A 16,883-nucleotide genomic window follows, 5' to 3' on the forward strand; every position below is an offset into this window, starting at 1 on the left:
ACTATGCGCTACGAGATCAAGGGCGGTGCGTTCCCGGTGGTGGTCTGCGAGCTGGCAGACGGTGAGCAGATGATCACGGAGAAGGGCTCCATGGTTTGGATGAGTCCCAATATGCAGATGGACACCCGCGGCGGCGGACTGGGGAAGATATTTTCCAAGGCGTTTTCCGGCGAGAGTATGTTCCAGAATATCTACACCGCCCGGGGCGCGGGCATGATCGCTTTCGGCTCCAGCTTTCCGGGGCAGATCAAGGCTGTGACCATCGCGCCGGGACAGGACATGATCTTGCAGAAGACTGCCTTCCTTGCGGCGGAGCCGGGGGTGGAGCTGTCCATCCATTTCAATAAGAAGCTGGGGACGGGGCTGTTCGGCGGCGAGGGCTTTATCATGCAGCGACTCAGCGGCAGCGGCGTGGCCTTTGCGGAGATCGACGGCGAGCTGGTGGAGTACGAGCTGCGGGAGGGCCAGCAGATCGTGGCGGATACCGGCAATGTAGCGGGCTTTACAGCTGGCGTGAAAATGGAAATTCAGCAGGTGCCGGGCATGAAGAATAAGCTGCTGGGCGGCGAGGGCCTATTCAATACGCTGCTTACCGGCCCAGGCAGGGTCTGGCTCCAGACCATGCCCATCTCCAGCGTGGCGGCGTCCATCCGGCCCTATATCCCTACCGGCAACGGCTGATGTACCCCTGAATGAAGCTGTAAGAAAATCCCACAGGCGTAAGCCTGCGGGATGCTTTTTTCAGATTGTCCAAAGGCAGCGGATTGCACTGAAAGATACTTGCGGCAAAAGTGCGTGGGACCGGAAGCTTCGACACGTCAGACCGGGAGGTTTGTGATGATGAGATGCTCTACGCGGCGCTCGTTCCGGCTTCTGACATTGTAGGTGTAGCGCTTGTCAAAGCTGAGGATATGGAAGTCCTTTTCATAAAGGCTGCGGATAAACTCCGTATTTTTGATGACAAGGATGAACCGGGCCGGTGTTTCCCGCAGCGCCGCAGCCAGCCGCTCCTGATCCTTTTTTGTAAAGGCGCGGCCCTCATAGTCGGAAAAATCCGTGTCATAGGGCGGATCAAGGAACATGAAATCCCGCTCCGTCAGATGGATATGCCGGAAAAAGTCCCCAAAATCCATGCAGCAAAGCTCCGTGTTGGCAAACAGCTCCCGCACCTCATCGCAGAAAATATGGTCGATTTTTGCGCGCATATTCTTCTTGTTGTAGGATTTTCCACCATAGGGGATGTTGAATTCCCCGTTGGCATTGTAGCGGAACATGGAGCCATAGCAATACTCACGGATGAAATAGAAGTTGGCGGCCCGGTAGGCGGGGGAGGGAGGCTTCTTACGATGGGCCTGCATAGCATTGTAAAGGTCCCGGAAGTACATATAGTAGCCGCAGGTAAAGCCGGTGATCAGATTTGCCTGTAGGTCCTCATCGGAAAAGGGCTTTTTTAGAGCATTGTTCCGGGTACGGCGCAGCTTGTCCAGCGCGTACCGGGTAAGGCTATTGGTAAAGGCTTCGATATCCGGCTGTAGCTTTTCGTAAAAATCCGGGGGAAGGGAGGCAACCAGCGAAGCGGACAGAGCGGCAAGGCGGCCCCTGAGTGCGTCGAGACTAAGATCCTCCCGGCAAAAGCTCTGATAAAGCTCTAAAAGCGTATCATAGCGCCGGTTACAAGCGCCAATCAGGCCGGAAAAGCTGTCACTATAGCACAGCAGCAGGTCGCGCAGCTGCTCGTCCTGCTGCTGAATCAGCGTGTAATACTCCATCAGGGAGCCGGAAATATCGTTGATGGCCGCAGCCCTCGGGCGGAGATGAAAGAACAGGGCGCCGCCGCCGAAGAACGGCTCAACATATCGGTCATATTCTGGAATATATTGCCGGATTTTTTGAATTTCCCCGGATTTTCCTCCGGGCCATTTGATAAGCGGATTCATGGAAGCTCCTATCCCTGCAAAATCGCGTGCCGCGGCCAGCGTCGGCGCGGCACACGGCTTACAGTGGCTTGGGCGGCATCAGAATAGAAAATATCTGAAAAAGCTGCCGAAGCTGAAGAGAATATTGAGAAGGATGATGGCGGCGATGATCTTGAAGATCACGCCTACCGGACTGCCGGAGGCATTTGTCTGCTTGGCAGGGCGGGAAACGGTGGGCCGGGTGGCCTCTGCGGAAAAACGCGGCTTGGCGGGAGCGGTACGCCGCGTACCCTTGGAAAGCCCCATGCGCCGGCGTTCCCGGTTTTCCTCGTGCAGCTCCTCGTGAACAAAGGAGCCGGCATGGTTTTTCTCGTTGATGCCATCCAGCCGAATCACGCTGCCATCGGCGTTGATAGCGGAGGCTTTGGGAGGCTGATTAAAGGCGCCGCACCGGGGACAGAAATCATCCACGTCAAAATTGTAAACCTTGCCGCATTCTTCGCACTTGACTCTCTGCATTCGCTTTTCCGCCTTTCCTGATAGACCGCGCCGGGGGAATAGAAATGTCCGCCAGCGCACACAACCACATTTTACTTTATTCTACCATACTGGCGCGGATTTGAGAAGAATATTTTTTATATTTCCCTACAATGGGATTTTGAGGCGAATCGAGACATCTGAACGCAGATTTTAGTTGCGGCGGCCTGTCCTTTATGGTAGAATCTGCATGAGGACGGCGGGAAGCCCGCCATAGACAGCTATGCGGAAGGGTGGTCATGATGAGCTTTTATACAGAAAGAGAAATTGCGCCTGTTGCGCTGGAAATCATTGGAAACCGGCCGGGAATCCATACCTCGGAGCTGATTGATGCAGTCCGCCAGCAGATGCGGCCTGATGGGGAGGACTGCGAAATTCTCAGCGACAGAAATGATGATAAGTTTTCGCAGAAGGTCCGTAACCTCAAAAGCCACGGCAGCATAGCGGAACTCGTGCGGACAACGGATGCGCGTGATTGTCGGTGGTATCTGCGCTGATGACCAGCGGCTGAACAGAGTGTAAAAGCAGTAGCCCCCCGCGCCAAAAGGCGCGGGGGTCGCTGCTATTTCAGAGAATCAGCAGCCGCAGCCGTTATTGCAGCCGTTGTTGCAGCCGCAGCCGCCCCAGCCACCGCCGCAGCAGCACCAGATGATAATCAGCAGAATGATGAGCCAGCAGCAGTTCCCGCCGCCACCACCGCAACCGTTATTACAGCACATATCGGAACCTCCTATGAGATTGAGATGTAGACCGTTGAGCCGGCCTCAATCCATAGTATGCGGTCCTGTGGAGATGGTGCGGCGGAATTTAAAGGCGCTCTGTGGAAACCAGTTCCCGGGCGCTGCGCCACTCGCTGCGGGTGAAAACGTCCAAGTCCATGAGTCGGTCCGCCAACGTTTCCTCGCCGCTGGGCAGCTCGGCCTCCAGCGCATAGTAGGAGATGTACACCAGCTCCGCCCGGAGGAAGGTATCCGCTTGGAGCTGTGCCGCCTCACCCATTGTCAGCACACCGGCGCTGACTGCCCGAATCAGCGTAGAGGCAAGGTCAGTATTGGAGGCGGAGCTGTAGCCCATGGCCCGGAGAACGAACTCCGTGTACTGATAGGCGTTGACCGCTCCGGCAGGCCGGAAGGAGGTGGCGGTGTAGCCGTTGGTGTAGCCCTTTTCATAGGCGTAGCCCACGTAGCGCTCCGCCTGAGAACCCTTTTCAATATCCCGGAAGGGCGTTGTGCCGGACCACGCAAGCGCTTGATCCTCCTCACCCAGAACACGGATGAACATGATAAGGGCCTGAAGCCGGGTGGGGGCCGCCTCCAAATCATAGCCCGATCCGCAGCCGGTAAAGGTGCCCTTGAAAAGATGCAGAGACTTCAGAGCAGCGGCCATGGCGTTGTAGTCCGGCCGGTCGGAATAGGTGAAGGCGGACTGCCCCTGATAGTCCAGCACGGCGGTCTTGGAGGTGACGGTAAAGGCGGCGGAGGTATCCTCGGCGACAAGATAGCGGTGTCCCACAGAAAGCGGCGCGCCGTCGGGAACAACGCTGCCGGTGGTGACATCCACCACAGCGCCGGAGGCATAGATGACCTGTGCACTGCCAGCCAGCAGAAGCGCTCCGGTTCCGGTAACGCCCTGAAGGGCGTCGCCCTCCTTCAGACGGACCTCCTGCCACAGCGCGGCGGAGCCGGCGGTCTCGCCATTTTCCGCCCGCTCACGCAGCAGGGCGTCGGAGGCGTCCAGCGCTGCGTCCACCCTTTTGTCTACAGCAACAGTAAAGGTGCCGTTGAGGTAGGAGAGGGAGGCCAGCGGGTCATCAACACCGCCGCCCGCGGCAGCGGCCCAAACGATAGCGGCCAGTCCGGCACCCAGACACAGCGGCAGAAAACGCTTTTTCATCTGCGGTTCTCCTCTCAGCGGTTGGCGATTCGGTAGCTCAGGGTCAGGAGACTGTCGGCAAAGTGGATGTTTTCAAATTTCACATCCGGCTCGCTGCTGGAAAGCTCCACATTGGTAAAGTTCCAAAAGCCCTTGATGCCAAGGCTGATGAGGCGGGCAGCCATATCCTGTGCCACGGACTGCGGCACGGTGAGCACCACAACATCAATGGTGTGGCGCTTGATGTACTGCTCCAGATCGTTGACGGAGTAAACGGGAACGCCGTTGATGGCAGTGTTGATAATGTCGGCATCAACATCAAAGGAGGCGTCCACCGTGAAGCCGCTGCTTTCAAAGGGGAAGTTATTCAGCAGTGCCCGGCCAAGATTGCCTACGCCGATCATGATGAGATGATGGTCATTGTCCACGCCTAAAATGTGGCCGATTTCGGCGCGAAGCTCCTCCACGTTGTAGCCGTAGCCCTGCTGGCCGAATTCGCCGAAGCAGCTAAAGTCCTGACGAATCTGAGAGGCTGTGATGTTCATTTCCTGTCCGAGAGAGTGGGAGGAGGTACGGATAATACCGCGGCTGCAAAGATCAGTCAACTGCCGGTAATACCGGGGCAGGCGGCGAATGACGGCATCCGAGATATTCTCTTTTTTCATGTTCTGATCACCTGTTCAAAAAAAGATAACCGCTTTTGCGGCAAGGGAGCGGCTATTATATAGGGGCTCTCAATATTTTATAGTCTTAGTTTAGAATAAAATGGCGGACTTGTCAATTTTTTTAACAATCATTTTTTGAAAAATCGTGACAGCAGTGGAAAAAGCGGAGGATGTCCGTTTTTGACCGGTTATTTCTGCTGCCGCTCATCCATGGCGGAGCTGGACGAAAAAAGCATCCCCCGGCGCATTCTGCGCCAGGGGATGAATAGGATTGGGGAATACGGCTGTACATTCAGGTATCGGACTGAATTTCCTCGCCGCCGGTGACCTTCTTTTCAAACTTGGACATGAAGATGGGGGAGAAGATGCCGATGATGCACAGGCAGATCAGCACCCAGCACACGGGAGAGGAGAACAGTACGGAGATATTGCCCTGAGAGCTGCGGGGTGCGTTCCGGAGGCCCTTTTCACCGATGGGCCCCAAAATCAGGGCCAGCACCACGGCGGCGGTGTTCAGGTCAAACTTCCGCATGAGATAGCCGATCACACCGAAAATCAGCATGACCACCATATTCTTGAAGTTCTTGTTGATGGCGTAGGAGCCGACGAAGCACAGCACCGCGACGCAGGGAATGAGGATAGCATCGGACAGGCGGGGAATCTGGGCGAAAGCCCGGCAGCCCATGGTACCGATGGACAGCATGAAGAACTGCACCAGCACGAAGCCGGCGAAGAAGGTGTAAGTCATGTCGGCATACTTGGTGGACAGCTCGGGACCGGGCTGAAGGCCCTGAATGATAAGGCCGCTCATCAGCACTGCGGTCACGGACTCGCCGGGGATACCCAGCGTCAGGGTAGGAATGAGGGAGCCGCCGGTAACGGCGTTGTTGGCGGCCTCGGAGCCGCACACGCCCCCAATGCTGCCGTGGCCGAATTCCTCCTTGTGTTTGGAGAACTGCTTGGCGTTGTTATAGCCCATGAAGCAGGCGATGGAGGCACCGGCACCGGGGAGGATGCCGATGATGTTGCCGATGAGCCAACTGTGGATGACCATGGGGGCCAGCCGTTTCTTCTCCTCCCGGGTCAGGCAAATTTTGTCGGAGAACTTCGTGACCTTGGCCCGCTCCTTGATCTTGGCCTCCATGAGAATGAAGACCTGAGACATGGAGAACAGGCCGATAAGGGCGCAGGTGGTGTTGATGCCTTCGGCAAGGAAAGACTGGCCGAACATGAAGCGCTTGGTACCGAGAATGGGGTCAAGACTGATGGTGGACAGCAGCAGGCCCAGTGCACCGGACATGAGGCCCTTGACCATGGACTTGCTGGAAACGCCCGCGATGATAGTCAGGCCGAACAGGCTCAGCCAGAAGTATTCGGCGGACATGAACTTCAGCGCCAACTGGGCCAGCATGGGGGCAAAGAAGTACAGGGAAATGCAGCTGAGAAGACCGCCCCAGAACGAGCTCCAGCAGGTGGTCAGGCTCAGAGCCAGAGTCAGCGCAAGAAGGGTAGCAAAAATTCTTTTCATACTAAATCTCCCTTACATTTTTTGGGGACTGCAAAAAGCAGACCTCTACTACGTAACCTACGTATTCTACGAAGAGAGAGGTGTCAAGAAAAAACTTCACAGAAATTTTACGAATATAATGTCAATATTCACAGCTCAACCATTTTTAACTGCTAAAAACAGAGCGAAAAACAGCAATATGCACAAGAATGCGGTACGGCGCTCTATAGTATGACCCATGAATTTAACGGGAACTTAACGAACACGGACGCACTGTATAGAAAAGGGTGGAAGCCCCGTGAAAAATGTGCTATCATAAATTAATTCTATGGGAAGAAACCAGCGCTTGCCGGAGAGACAGTATTCAATGGCTGAAGTGCAGTAGGGGCAAAGGTCCGTGGGTGACGTGGGGTTGTGAAAGCAGGACCGGAGCAGCACGGGTACGGTAAGCGGGGCGGACGGAGCAGAAGTTCGTGAAATGAGAAGACTGGCTGTTTTTTGCGGCGGCTTTGCCGCCGGAATATTTGCCGCGCAATATCTGTTGGCAGTGGACTGGCTGCTGCCGGTGGGGCTTGCGTGTATCGGCGCAGGCGTACTTACGCTGCTTTTGCCCGCGCCGCAGCGGAAGCGTGCGGTACTCTGCCTTGTGGGCGCGGCATTGGCGCTGGGGTGGGACTGGCTGTATATCCGGCAGGTCAGCGCGCCGATGGAGGCGCTGGCGGCCACCCGGCAAACACTGACCATGACGCTGACGGACTATCCCACGGAGACCCGTTTCGGCGCCAAGGTGACGGTGCGGGCAGAGGGGCTGCCGGGAAAGCTCGTCTATTACGGCGATTCGCCGCTTTTGCAGCTTTGTCCCGGGCAGCGGATGACGGAGGACGTCTATCTGCAAAGTGCCTCCCGGATTCGGGACGATGATGTGACGGTGTTCAACTCCAAGGGTGTGTTCCTGATGGCCTACAGCCGGGGAACACCCCGCTTCAGTGCGGGGAGTCAAAGCTCTCCCCGGTGGTGGCCGGTCCGGTTGGGACACGCTATGCAGGCACGGATTCGCACGTTGTTTGGCGGCGACAATGCGGGCTTTTTGCTGGCGTTGCTGACGGGGCAGAAGGGCGGATTGTCGGCACAGGCGGATGTGGATTTGTCCGAGGCCGGTGTGTACCATATTTTAGCGGTCAGCGGAATGCACTGTGCATATCTCCTTGCGCTGGTGGCCTTTCTCACCGGGCGGCACCGCCGCAGACTGACTGCCGCCGTGGCCATTCCGGTGCTGGCGTTTTACGCGGTGCTGGCCGGAGGCTCGCCCTCAGTGGTGCGGGCCTGCGTCATGCTGAGTCTGCTGACCGCCGCGCCGCTGTTCCGCCGGGAAAACGATCCGCCTACGGCACTTTTAACGGCGCTGTTCCTCATTTTGGCGCAGAATCCCTTTGCGGCAAAGTCCGTCAGCCTCCAGCTTTCCTTCGGGGCCGTGATGGGGCTGCTCTGGCTGACACCGGGGCTTTACCGTCTGTTGGCGGGGGAGAAGAAGCACGGGCGTATCTTTACGGTCATCGCGGCAAGTCTTTCCACAACCGTGGGCTGTCTGGCGCTGACCGCGCCGGTAAGCGCGTACTACTTTAAGACAATCTCCCTTGTATCTGTTTTGAGCAATCTGCTGTGCCTGTGGGCGGTAGGCGTTGTATTCGCGGCGGGCCTTGCGGCGGTGCTGGTGAGCTTTTTGTGGCTGCCGCTGGGAAGACTGGTGGGGCTGGTGCCTCGACTGGGAATCCGCTATCTCCTTTGGGTGTGTCACGCGCTGGTGGCGCTGCCATACCACGCGGTTTATTTTGACAATCCCTATTTAAAATATTGGCTGGTGTTTTTGTATGTTCTGTTTGCCGCGGCGTGGCTCCTGAGGCCCAGAAGCCGCCGGAAGTACGCCGTGGCGGCGGGCATGGCCGTATTGACGTTAGTGACAGCGATTCGGCTGGGTGAGCTGCGCTTTACCCACCGTATGGACGCAGTGGCCGTGGATGTGGGACAGGGACAGAGCATCGTTCTGAAATCCGGGACGCATTTTGCCGTGGTGGACTGCGGCAGCGGCAATTCATGGCGGGATGCCGGGTGCGATACGGCAGATATGCTGCTGAGCATGGGCTGCCGCTCCGTGGAGCGGGTGCTCCTGACGCATTTTGACGATGACCATATTAACGGCTTCGCCCATCTGCTGACCCGCATCGTCGTGGAGATACTGATGGTGCCGGAAACGCCGGAAAACAGCGCCGCCCAGACGGAAATCTTAGCGTTGGCAGCGCAGTACGGCGTTGCGGTAGAGGTTGCGGCGGAGCAGACCATTCTGCCCTTCGGCAACGCGGAGTTGACGGTATTTCCGCCGCTGGGGACAAGCGGCAGCAACGAACTGGGGCTGTCCGTGCTGGCGTCAGCCGGGGAGGGGGATTTCCTCATCACCGGCGATATGGACCGGGCCACGGAGAAAAAGCTCATTGAACGTTATGATCTGCCGGACATCGAGGTTTTGGCGGCGGGACACCACGGCTCCAAGGATTCCACCTCGGCAGAGCTGCTGCGTGCCTTGACACCGGAGCTGGCGGTCATCAGCGTCGGCAGCAATTCCTACGGCCATCCGGCGGAGGACACCCTGCGGCGGCTGGCCCGGGCGGGCTGCGCTATTTATCGGACGGACCGGCACGGAAACGTGTATTTTTCATTTCAATAGGAGCAGTTATGGCATACGCGAAGAAAAGTACGAAAAACGAGGCTTATCAAAAGCTGAAGACCGACCTGAAGGACGGGAATGCCCTTGGCAATGCCTACCTTTTTTACGGGGAGGAGAGTTATCTCCGGGAATATTATCTGGGACAGATGCGGAAGGCACTGGTCCCGGCGGGGTTTGAGGAATTCAACTATCACGCGCTGGAGGGGAAGGACCTGACCGCTCAGAGCCTGACGGAGATGGCGGAGGCCATGCCCATGCTGGCGGAGCGGACGCTGATCGTGGTCACGGACTGGGACATCTATAAATTGGGGGAGGACCAGCGGGAGCGGCTGATTGCGCTGCTGAACGATCTGCCGGAGTATTGCTGCGTTGTATTCGTGTACGATACGGTGGCCTACAAGCAGAATAAAACGGTGAAAAAGCTGTGCAAGGCCATGGATGACCATGTGACCGTGGTGGAGTTCAAGGCGCAGGACACCTCGGACCTGACCGCGTGGATCGCGCGGCGTTTCCGGGCACTGGGAAAGCAGATCGACCGCCAAACAGCGGAGTATCTTATCTTCCTCTGCGGCGGTTTAATGACTGGGCTTGCACAGGAAATTTCCAAGATCGGCGCCTATGCCAAGGGGGACACCATTACCCAGCGGGATATTGACGCCGTGGCGGACCCGGTGCTGTCGGCGGAGATTTTCAAGATGACGGACGCTGTGGCCCTGAGCGATTACAATAAAGCTGCCGCCATTTTAGGCGACCTACTGAAAATGCAGGAGGAGCCCATCGTCATTTTAGCTGCGTTGGGGAGCCAGCTCCGGCGGCTGTATACGGCCCGGATGGCCATTGATAGCGGCAAGGATAAATACTGGCTTATGGAGCTATGGGAAATGCGCTCGGATTACCCGGCCAAGCTGCTGCTGCAGTCCGCAAAGCGCGTCAGCGGACAGTGGTGCGCGGACGCCGTGAAAATGTGTCAGGTGGCGGACCTCCGCATGAAAAGCCAGCGGGGCGTTGACCCGGAGGAGGAGTTGAAGCTGTTGTTGGCAAGATTGGGGGCGGCCCGGAAATGAGAAAAATCAAGGAAGTCATTGTGGTAGAAGGCCGCTACGATAAAAATACCCTATCCCAGATCGTTGATGCCACGGTAGTGACGCTGGGCGGCTTTGCCGTGTTCAATGACCGCGAGAAGGTAGCCTTTCTTCGGCGGTTGGCGGAGGAACGGGGGCTCATTGTTCTGACGGACAGCGACGGCGCGGGCTTTGTTATCCGCAATTACCTCAAGGGTGCGCTGCCCCGGGACCGGGTGAAGCAGGCGTATATTCCGGACGTTTACGGCAAGGAGAAGCGGAAGCGCGCCCCCGGCAAGGAGGGCAAGCTGGGTGTGGAGGGGATGCGGCCGGAGGTCATTTTGGAGACCCTCCGCCGCGCCGGCGCTACGTTTTTGGATGAAGCGGCAGCGCCCGCCCCGGCCTGGACGCCTATCACTAAGGCGGATTTGATGGAGTGGGGGCTGGCCGGGGGTGCGGACAGCGCCCGGCGGCGGCAGGTGCTTCTGCGAAGGCTCGACCTGCCGGAGCACCTGACCGCCAACGGAATGCTGGAGGCGCTGAACCTGCTGGTGAGCCGGGAGGAGCTGGAGAAGCTGCTGCAGACGGAATAAACAGAAGCATAAATTCCCGCCGATTTCACGGCGGGAATTTATGTAAAGGAAGGAAAGTTGACAAAACAGAAATCTCTGCTATACTATAAGTAGTTTCTTGGAGAAAAACACAATTTGATATAAAAGAACCGACCATGCGGTACGCATAGAAGGGCTTTTAAGTATTTTTACTGTGAGGTAAGCGTATGAAGAAAGCCGCTTCTATTTTTTTGCGCGCCAATATGACCCAGCGGGATGTCCGACTGCTGCTCCAATGGATGGAGAACCCGGCTGTAACACAATATCTAAATGAGGATTCCACTGTTACCACACATCTCCGACAGATGGAATGCTCTGTGCCGGAGCCGATGCTGACCTATCATTTTAATCGGAGGAGCCGGTTCTTCATGGCTTGTACCCGGGAGGGCGAGGCTATTGGTTTTGTAAAGCTGCGGGAACAGATGACCGGCACATACGAGATCGTTTATGCTATCGGAGATGAGGCACTGTGGGGACGAGGCTATGGCACCGACGCGGTGCGGTCCGCGTTAGCTACGGCATTTCTGAAATGGCGGGCAGGCAAGGTCATAGCAAAAATCTACCCGGAAAACCTACGCTCTGTCCGTTCGGTCGGCGCCTGCGGCTTCCGCTGCGCGGAAAGGGGAGAGCGGCTGCACCGCTTTGAGATTACCATGAAGGAATACCTGAATAGATAAAAAGGGCGCCCGGACGAAAGTCCGGGCGCCCCTGCTATGCATTTTTATGCGTGCTCGGCCTCATACTTTTTCAAAAAGTCCACCAGAGCCGCCACGCCTTCCTTCGGCATGGCGTTATAAATGGAGGCCCGGAGGCCGCCCACGCTCTTGTGACCCTTGAGATTGTCAAAGCCCGCAGCCTTGGTGGCAGCAACTACCTCGGCATCCTGCTCCTTGGAGGGGGAGACAAAGGGAACGTTCATATAGGAGCGGTCCTCTTTCCGAACGGCACCGGTGAAAAACTTGCTCTCATCGAGAAAATCATAGAGAGTCGCGGCCTTCTCCGCGTTCCGGGCCGCCATGGCCTCCAGCCCGCCGTTGGCCAGCAGGTACTTGAACACCTTGCCGCAGCAGTAAATGGCCCAGCAGTTAGGGGTGTTGTACAGGGAGTCGGCATCGGCGTGGGTCTTGTAGCGGAGATAGGTGGGGACAAATTCTGGCACATCGTCCCGAATCAGGTCCTCCCGGATGATGACGATAGCCATACCGGCAGGTCCCACGTTCTTCTGGACGCCGGCCCAGATCAGGCCATACTTGCTGATATCGCAGGGACGGGAGAGGAACATGGAGGACTGGTCCGCCACCAGAATTTTGCCCTTAGTATCCGGCAGTGTGTGGTAGGTGGTGCCGTTGATGGTCTCGTTTTCGCAGATATAGACGTAATCGGCGTTATCGGGAATGTCCAGATCGGAGCAGTCGGGAATGTAGGAGAAATTCTGGTCGGCAGAGGAGGCAACAATTTTCACCTCGCCGTACCGCTTGGCCTCGGCAATGGCCTTTTTGCTCCACGCACCGGTCTCCACATAGCAGGCTACGCCGTTTTTCATCAGGTTCATGGGCACCATGGCGAACTGCACCGTGCCGCCGCCCTGAACGAACAGGACCTTATAATTTTCGGGAATGTGCATCAGCGTTCGCAGATCAGCTTCAGCCTCCGCCAGAATATCCTGAAACACACGGGAGCGGTGACTCATCTCCATCACGCTCATGCCGCTGCCGTGATAGTTCAATACCTCGGCGGCGATCTCCTCCAGCACCGGTTCCGGCATCATGGCAGGACCGGCGGAAAAATTGTAAACGCGGTCATACTTCATAGAAAGAGCACCTTCCATCCAATCTTATATAATATGTGCAGGGGATAATGTTTCCATTATAGGAGGGCGCACGGCGGAATGCAACGTGCAAAACGGCCAAATGCAAGGAGGGAACCGGGACGGTATCAGGCGAATCGACCAGAGCGCTCTTACGAAAAATGCAAAATTTTTAGCAAAAAAGGATTGACTGGATATGCCCGGTATGCTAAAATACTCATTACCTGTGAAAAAGGGCTTTTTTGTTATGCGTTTTTTCGCTTTTCGCATGGAGAGAAGGGCCGCTTTCAAATCTGCAGGGAGGCAGTCGGTATCCCCGGCAAGCCGGGAATGATACCAATAATAAGGAGGTGCCGTTAATGCGCGTAAAAGTCACTTTGAGATGCAACGAGTGCAAGCAGAGAAACTACAATACGATGAAGAACAAGAAGAATACCCCGGACAAGCTTGAACTGAACAAGTATTGCCGTTTCTGCAAGAAGCACACGCTCCACAGCGAGACCAAGTAAGAGCGGATCACACTGAGAAAGGACGTGTAGCTTTATGGCAGAAGTAGCGAAGAAGACCCGTGGGGCATGGCTCCGCGAGATGAAAAGCGAATTGAAGAAGGTCACTTGGCCCGGCAAAAAGACCGTGCTCAAGAACACCGGCACCGTGTTGCTGTGCTCCCTGCTCATCGGCGCGTGCATTTGGATCTTTGATGGCGTGGCCTATTCTCTGGTCCAGATGATCCTGAACCTGTTTCAGGGTTAAGGAGAACCACAATGTCGGAAAACGCGAAGTGGTATGTGATCCATACCTATTCCGGTTATGAAAATGCCGTTAAGACCAGCATTGAGAAGTTTGTCACCGGCCGCAACATGGAGGATATGATTCTCCAGATGGAGATTCCCGTGGAAACCGTGAAGGAAGTTACGGAGTCCGGCGAGACGAAGGAAGTCGAGCGGAAGGTATTCCCAGGCTACGTGCTCATTAAAATGGTCATGACGGACGATACGTGGCATCTGGTGCGGAATGTCCGCGGCGTGACCGGCTTTGTCGGCAGCGCCAACAAGCCCATCCCTCTGACGGAGGACGAGGTGCTTGCCATGGGCATGGAAAAGCACGAGGTTGTTGTGGGCTATCACGTGGGTGACCATGTGAGAATCGTGGACGGTCCTCTGGCCAGCTTTACCGGCGTGGTGGAGGAAATCGAACCCGAAAAGAATCAAGTCAGCGTCATGGTTTCCATGTTCGGCCGCGAGACTCCTGTGGAGCTCGAGCTGGATCAGGTGGAAACGGTAGACTGATTTTCCGCCGGCGTGTCCGGCAAAACCGTGGGAGGGGCCGATGGCCCCGCCAAAAGCGGATATTTGTCCGCTACCACATTTATGATTTAGGAGGTGCTCTCCGTGGCACAGAAGATTACTGGTTATGTAAAACTGCAGATTCCCGCAGGCAAGGCGACTCCTGCTCCCCCGGTTGGCCCCGCTCTGGGCCAGCACGGCATCAACATCGCCGCTTTCACCAAGGAATTCAACGAGCGTACCAAGAATGACATGGGCCTTATCATCCCCGTGGTCATCACCGTGTATGCCGACCGTTCCTTCTCCTTCATCACCAAGACGCCCCCCGCGGCTGTCCTGATCAAGAAGGAATGCAACATCGAGTCCGGCTCCGGCGTCCCCAACAAGAATAAGGTCGCCACCATTTCCAAGGCTTCCGTTCAGAAGATCGCTGAGATGAAGATGCGTGACTTGAACGCCGGCAGCCTTGAGGCCGCTATGAGCATGATCGCCGGTACCGCTCGTTCCATGGGCGTTGTGGTCGGCGACTAACAACTAAGCCGTGCGGTCACCGACCGCTCGATACAGTGGGAGGACACGTTCCGAAGAACCACTATGAGGAGGAAATAACATTGTTTAGAGGCAAGAAATATCAGGAGAGCGCCAAACTGATCGACAAGAGCGCTCAGTATGAAGCCGCTGAGGGTATGGACCTCATCTGCAAGACCGCGAAGGCCAAGTTTGACGAGACCGTTGAGCTTCACGTGAAGCTGGGCGTTGACTCCCGTCACGCTGACCAGCAGGTCCGCGGCGCTATCGTGCTGCCCCATGGCACCGGCAAGACTGTCCGCGTGCTGGTGTTTGCCAAGGCCGACAAGGCCGATGCCGCCCGCGAGGCCGGCGCCGACTATGTGGGCGATATGGATCTGGTTGAGAAGATTCAGAAGGAAAACTGGTTTGATTTCGATGTGGTCATCGCCAGCCCTGACATGATGGGCGTGGTTGGCCGCCTCGGTAAGGTGCTGGGCCCCAAGGGCCTGATGCCCTCTCCCAAGGCCGGCACCGTGACCCCCGATGTTGCCAAGGCTGTTCAGGAGTCCAAGGCCGGTAAGATCGAGTACCGTCTGGATAAGACCAACATCATTCACTGCCCCATCGGCAAGGTCTCCTTTGGCGCTGAGAAGCTGACCGACAACTATAACGCTCTGATGGGCGCTATCGTCAAGGCCAAGCCCGCTTCCGCCAAGGGCCAGTATATCAAGAGCTGCGTCGCCGCCACTACCATGGGCCCCGGCGTGAAGATGAACACCGCGAAGCTCGTTTGATTGTTTAAAGAGGCGCGGCCCCACGCCACCGCCTGAAAGCAGCATTGCTTTCGTTGCAGGCGGCGCTTCGGCTGTTTCCCATTGCCCTACGGCTCTGCTGTGCGTATTTGCCTGCGGGGCACAGGGAGAGTATTTGTCAGGCATACAGGCTGACAAATGCCGAATTGAATTTTCATTGCGCGAATGGGATTTTTCCCAATTTGCGGAATAGAAAGAAAATCGTATTGAATTTTGCGAAAATGCTTGACATTGCGGCGAAATTTGATATAATAACAGTCGCGTTCCAAAGACAGCAGGTGGGGGAGACCCCGTAAGTCCTGCCGAGGATGGCAAAATCATTTTGATGATGCTTTTCTGTCCTCATGTCTTTCGGCATGAGGACAGTTCCTTTTTGAACGCCTCTGACCCGGGCGGACGGAGGTCCGCCGCAAATTCTCATGGAGGTGAAACCAAGTATGCCTAACGCAAAGGTCCTTTCCGAGAAGCAGGCAATCGTTGCCGAGCTGACCGAGAAGATCCAGAAGGCTACCGCAGGCGTCATCGTCGACTACAAGGGTATTACCGTTGAAGAAGACACTGCTCTGCGTAAGGAGTGCCGTGAGGGCGGCGTGGATTATGCGGTTGTGAAGAACACCCTGCTGCGCTTTGCTTTCAACAACACCGGCCTGAACGATCTGGATAATCTACTGAACGGCACCACTTCTCTGGCTCTGGCCGATGATCCCGTGGCTCCTGCCCGTGTCATGGCCGACTATGCCAAGAAGCTGGACGGCAAGTTCGAGATTAAGGGCGGCTTCATGGATGGTAAGCCTGTCGATCTGGCCACCATCAACTCTCTGGCTGCAATTCCCGCTCTGCCTGTTCTGCAGGCTCAGTTCCTGGGCACCATGCTGGCGCCCATCACCGGTCTGGCGGTTGTCCTGAAGCAGATCGCCGAGAAGAACGGCGCTCCCGCTGAGGAGGCTGCCGCCGAAGCTCCCGCCGCTGAATAATTCAGCGCAACCCACACAAATCAAAATAATTATTAGGAGGCAAATACAATGTCTGAGAAAGTTACCGCTATGATCGAAGAGATCAAGGGTCTCACTGTTCTGGAGCTGTCCGAGCTGGTTCACGCTCTGGAGGAAGAGTTCGGCGTTTCCGCCGCTGCCATGGCTGCTCCCGCTGCCGGCGCTGCTGCTCCCGCTGCTGAGGAGAAGACCGACTTTGACGTGGTTCTGGCTGGCTTCGATGCTGCTGCCAAGATCAAGGTCATCAAGGTTGTCCGCGAGATCACCGGCCAGGGTCTGGCTGAGGCTAAGGCTACCGTTGAGGGCGCTCCCAAGACCCTGAAGGAGGGTGTTTCCAAGGACGAGGCCGAGGCTCTGAAGAAGCAGATCGAAGAGGCTGGCGGCAAGGTCGAGCTGAAGTAAGCTGTTTCCGTTGTCAAATAAGAATTCCCGCGACTTTAAAAGTCGCGGGAATTTTTTGCATTGTCTTGACAAAGGCAACCCCCGGCTATGCCGGGGGAGAAAAAGAGCTTATAGCGAGGGGCGGAGTAGACAAGAAAAAGTCTCCAAGTTAGAGTGAATGAAAGGTTTGCCGACCAAATTCACAAA

The 16,883-nt window shown here is 56.4% G+C and carries 20 protein-coding genes and 1 other annotated feature; of the genes, 13 read left to right on the forward strand and 7 right to left on the reverse strand.

Going from position 1 to position 16,883, the window contains the following annotated elements:
* Positions 1-3 precede the first annotated feature (3 nt).
* On the forward strand, positions 4-681 hold the full coding sequence (locus tag PY311_RS07090) for a TIGR00266 family protein (protein WP_286147965.1): 678 nt from the start codon (positions 4-6) through the stop codon (positions 679-681).
* A gap of 137 nt (positions 682-818) precedes the next feature.
* Here the strand turns inward: PY311_RS07090 and PY311_RS07095 are convergent, their stop codons facing one another.
* Both PY311_RS07095 and PY311_RS07100 read right to left on the reverse strand, forming a co-directional pair.
* Positions 819-1,937 carry a DNA adenine methylase gene (locus tag PY311_RS07095; protein ID WP_286147966.1) on the reverse strand — a complete coding sequence of 373 codons (1,119 nt, stop codon included), beginning with the start codon at positions 1,935-1,937 and terminating at the stop codon, positions 819-821.
* Positions 1,938-2,015: 78 nt separating this feature from the next.
* Positions 2,016-2,435 (reverse strand): hypothetical protein, encoded by a 420-nt coding sequence (locus tag PY311_RS07100; protein ID WP_286147967.1) that lies wholly within the window; start codon positions 2,433-2,435, stop codon positions 2,016-2,018.
* A 257-nt stretch (positions 2,436-2,692) separates the two neighbouring features.
* Between PY311_RS07100 and PY311_RS07105 the strand changes: the two genes are divergently transcribed.
* Entirely contained in the window at positions 2,693-2,950 is a 258-nt protein-coding gene (locus tag PY311_RS07105; RefSeq protein WP_286147968.1) for a hypothetical protein, read from the forward strand.
* Positions 2,951-3,028: 78 nt separating this feature from the next.
* Here PY311_RS07105 and PY311_RS07110 read toward each other — a convergent pair whose 3' ends face one another.
* The 4 genes from PY311_RS07110 to PY311_RS07125 all read right to left on the reverse strand — a co-directional run bounded on the left by PY311_RS07110 (position 3,029) and on the right by PY311_RS07125 (position 6,518).
* On the reverse strand, positions 3,029-3,172 hold the full coding sequence (locus tag PY311_RS07110) for a hypothetical protein (RefSeq protein WP_286147969.1): 144 nt from the start codon (positions 3,170-3,172) through the stop codon (positions 3,029-3,031).
* 88 nt (positions 3,173-3,260) lie between these two features.
* Entirely contained in the window at positions 3,261-4,346 is a 1,086-nt protein-coding gene (locus PY311_RS07115; protein ID WP_286147970.1) for an S-layer homology domain-containing protein, read from the reverse strand.
* A 14-nt stretch (positions 4,347-4,360) separates the two neighbouring features.
* Positions 4,361-4,990: a redox-sensing transcriptional repressor Rex gene (locus PY311_RS07120; RefSeq protein ID WP_286147971.1), complete on the reverse strand. Its 630-nt coding sequence runs from the start codon at positions 4,988-4,990 to the stop codon at positions 4,361-4,363.
* A 292-nt stretch (positions 4,991-5,282) separates the two neighbouring features.
* Complete coding sequence (locus tag PY311_RS07125; protein WP_286147972.1) at positions 5,283-6,518, reverse strand: tripartite tricarboxylate transporter permease; 1,236 nt, start codon at positions 6,516-6,518, stop codon at positions 5,283-5,285.
* 457 nt (positions 6,519-6,975) lie between these two features.
* On the opposite strand from PY311_RS07125, the gene PY311_RS07130 reads away from it, so the two are divergent.
* From PY311_RS07130 to PY311_RS07145, 4 genes are all read left to right on the forward strand, one after another.
* A complete protein-coding gene (locus PY311_RS07130) occupies positions 6,976-9,216 on the forward strand; it encodes a DNA internalization-related competence protein ComEC/Rec2 (protein ID WP_286147973.1) in 2,241 nt (746 codons plus the stop codon).
* An 8-nt stretch (positions 9,217-9,224) separates the two neighbouring features.
* Positions 9,225-10,280 carry a DNA polymerase III subunit delta gene (gene holA / locus PY311_RS07135; protein ID WP_286147974.1) on the forward strand — a complete coding sequence of 352 codons (1,056 nt, stop codon included), beginning with the start codon at positions 9,225-9,227 and terminating at the stop codon, positions 10,278-10,280.
* Positions 10,277-10,870, forward strand: coding sequence for a ribonuclease M5 (locus tag PY311_RS07140; RefSeq protein ID WP_286147975.1), 594 nt, complete (start codon positions 10,277-10,279; stop codon positions 10,868-10,870). Before holA ends, PY311_RS07140 begins: the two co-directional genes overlap by 4 nt.
* 185 nt (positions 10,871-11,055) lie before the next feature.
* The gene (locus PY311_RS07145; RefSeq protein WP_286147976.1) at positions 11,056-11,565 is read left to right on the forward strand and encodes a GNAT family N-acetyltransferase; all 510 of its coding nucleotides are present in this window, start codon (positions 11,056-11,058) and stop codon (positions 11,563-11,565) included.
* 44 nt (positions 11,566-11,609) lie between these two features.
* Here the strand turns inward: PY311_RS07145 and serC are convergent, their stop codons facing one another.
* On the reverse strand, positions 11,610-12,698 hold the full coding sequence (gene serC, locus PY311_RS07150; RefSeq protein WP_286147977.1) for a 3-phosphoserine/phosphohydroxythreonine transaminase: 1,089 nt from the start codon (positions 12,696-12,698) through the stop codon (positions 11,610-11,612).
* Positions 12,699-13,054: 356 nt separating this feature from the next.
* Between serC and rpmG the strand changes: the two genes are divergently transcribed.
* From rpmG to rplL, 7 genes are all read left to right on the forward strand, one after another.
* Positions 13,055-13,204, forward strand: a complete 150-nt coding sequence (rpmG, locus tag PY311_RS07155) for a 50S ribosomal protein L33 (RefSeq protein WP_187013636.1) — start codon at positions 13,055-13,057, stop codon at positions 13,202-13,204.
* A 34-nt stretch (positions 13,205-13,238) separates the two neighbouring features.
* The gene (gene secE / locus PY311_RS07160; RefSeq protein ID WP_286147978.1) at positions 13,239-13,448 is read left to right on the forward strand and encodes a preprotein translocase subunit SecE; all 210 of its coding nucleotides are present in this window, start codon (positions 13,239-13,241) and stop codon (positions 13,446-13,448) included.
* Between the two features lie 11 nt (positions 13,449-13,459).
* Entirely contained in the window at positions 13,460-13,984 is a 525-nt protein-coding gene (gene nusG / locus PY311_RS07165) for a transcription termination/antitermination protein NusG (protein WP_286147979.1), read from the forward strand.
* A gap of 102 nt (positions 13,985-14,086) precedes the next feature.
* Positions 14,087-14,512 (forward strand): 50S ribosomal protein L11, encoded by a 426-nt coding sequence (rplK, locus tag PY311_RS07170; protein WP_286147980.1) that lies wholly within the window; start codon positions 14,087-14,089, stop codon positions 14,510-14,512.
* 80 nt (positions 14,513-14,592) lie between these two features.
* Positions 14,593-15,285 (forward strand): 50S ribosomal protein L1, encoded by a 693-nt coding sequence (gene rplA / locus PY311_RS07175; RefSeq protein WP_286147981.1) that lies wholly within the window; start codon positions 14,593-14,595, stop codon positions 15,283-15,285.
* Between the two features lie 265 nt (positions 15,286-15,550).
* Positions 15,551-15,682, forward strand: a sequence feature (ribosomal protein L10 leader region).
* Positions 15,683-15,740: 58 nt separating this feature from the next.
* Entirely contained in the window at positions 15,741-16,277 is a 537-nt protein-coding gene (gene rplJ / locus PY311_RS07180) for a 50S ribosomal protein L10 (protein ID WP_286147982.1), read from the forward strand.
* A gap of 48 nt (positions 16,278-16,325) precedes the next feature.
* Positions 16,326-16,697 carry a 50S ribosomal protein L7/L12 gene (gene rplL / locus PY311_RS07185; RefSeq protein WP_286147983.1) on the forward strand — a complete coding sequence of 124 codons (372 nt, stop codon included), beginning with the start codon at positions 16,326-16,328 and terminating at the stop codon, positions 16,695-16,697.
* Positions 16,698-16,883 lie beyond the last annotated feature (186 nt).

This window comes from Neopoerus faecalis, assembly GCF_029218125.1.
Lineage (GTDB): Bacteria > Bacillota > Clostridia > Oscillospirales > Oscillospiraceae > Oscillibacter > Oscillibacter faecalis_A.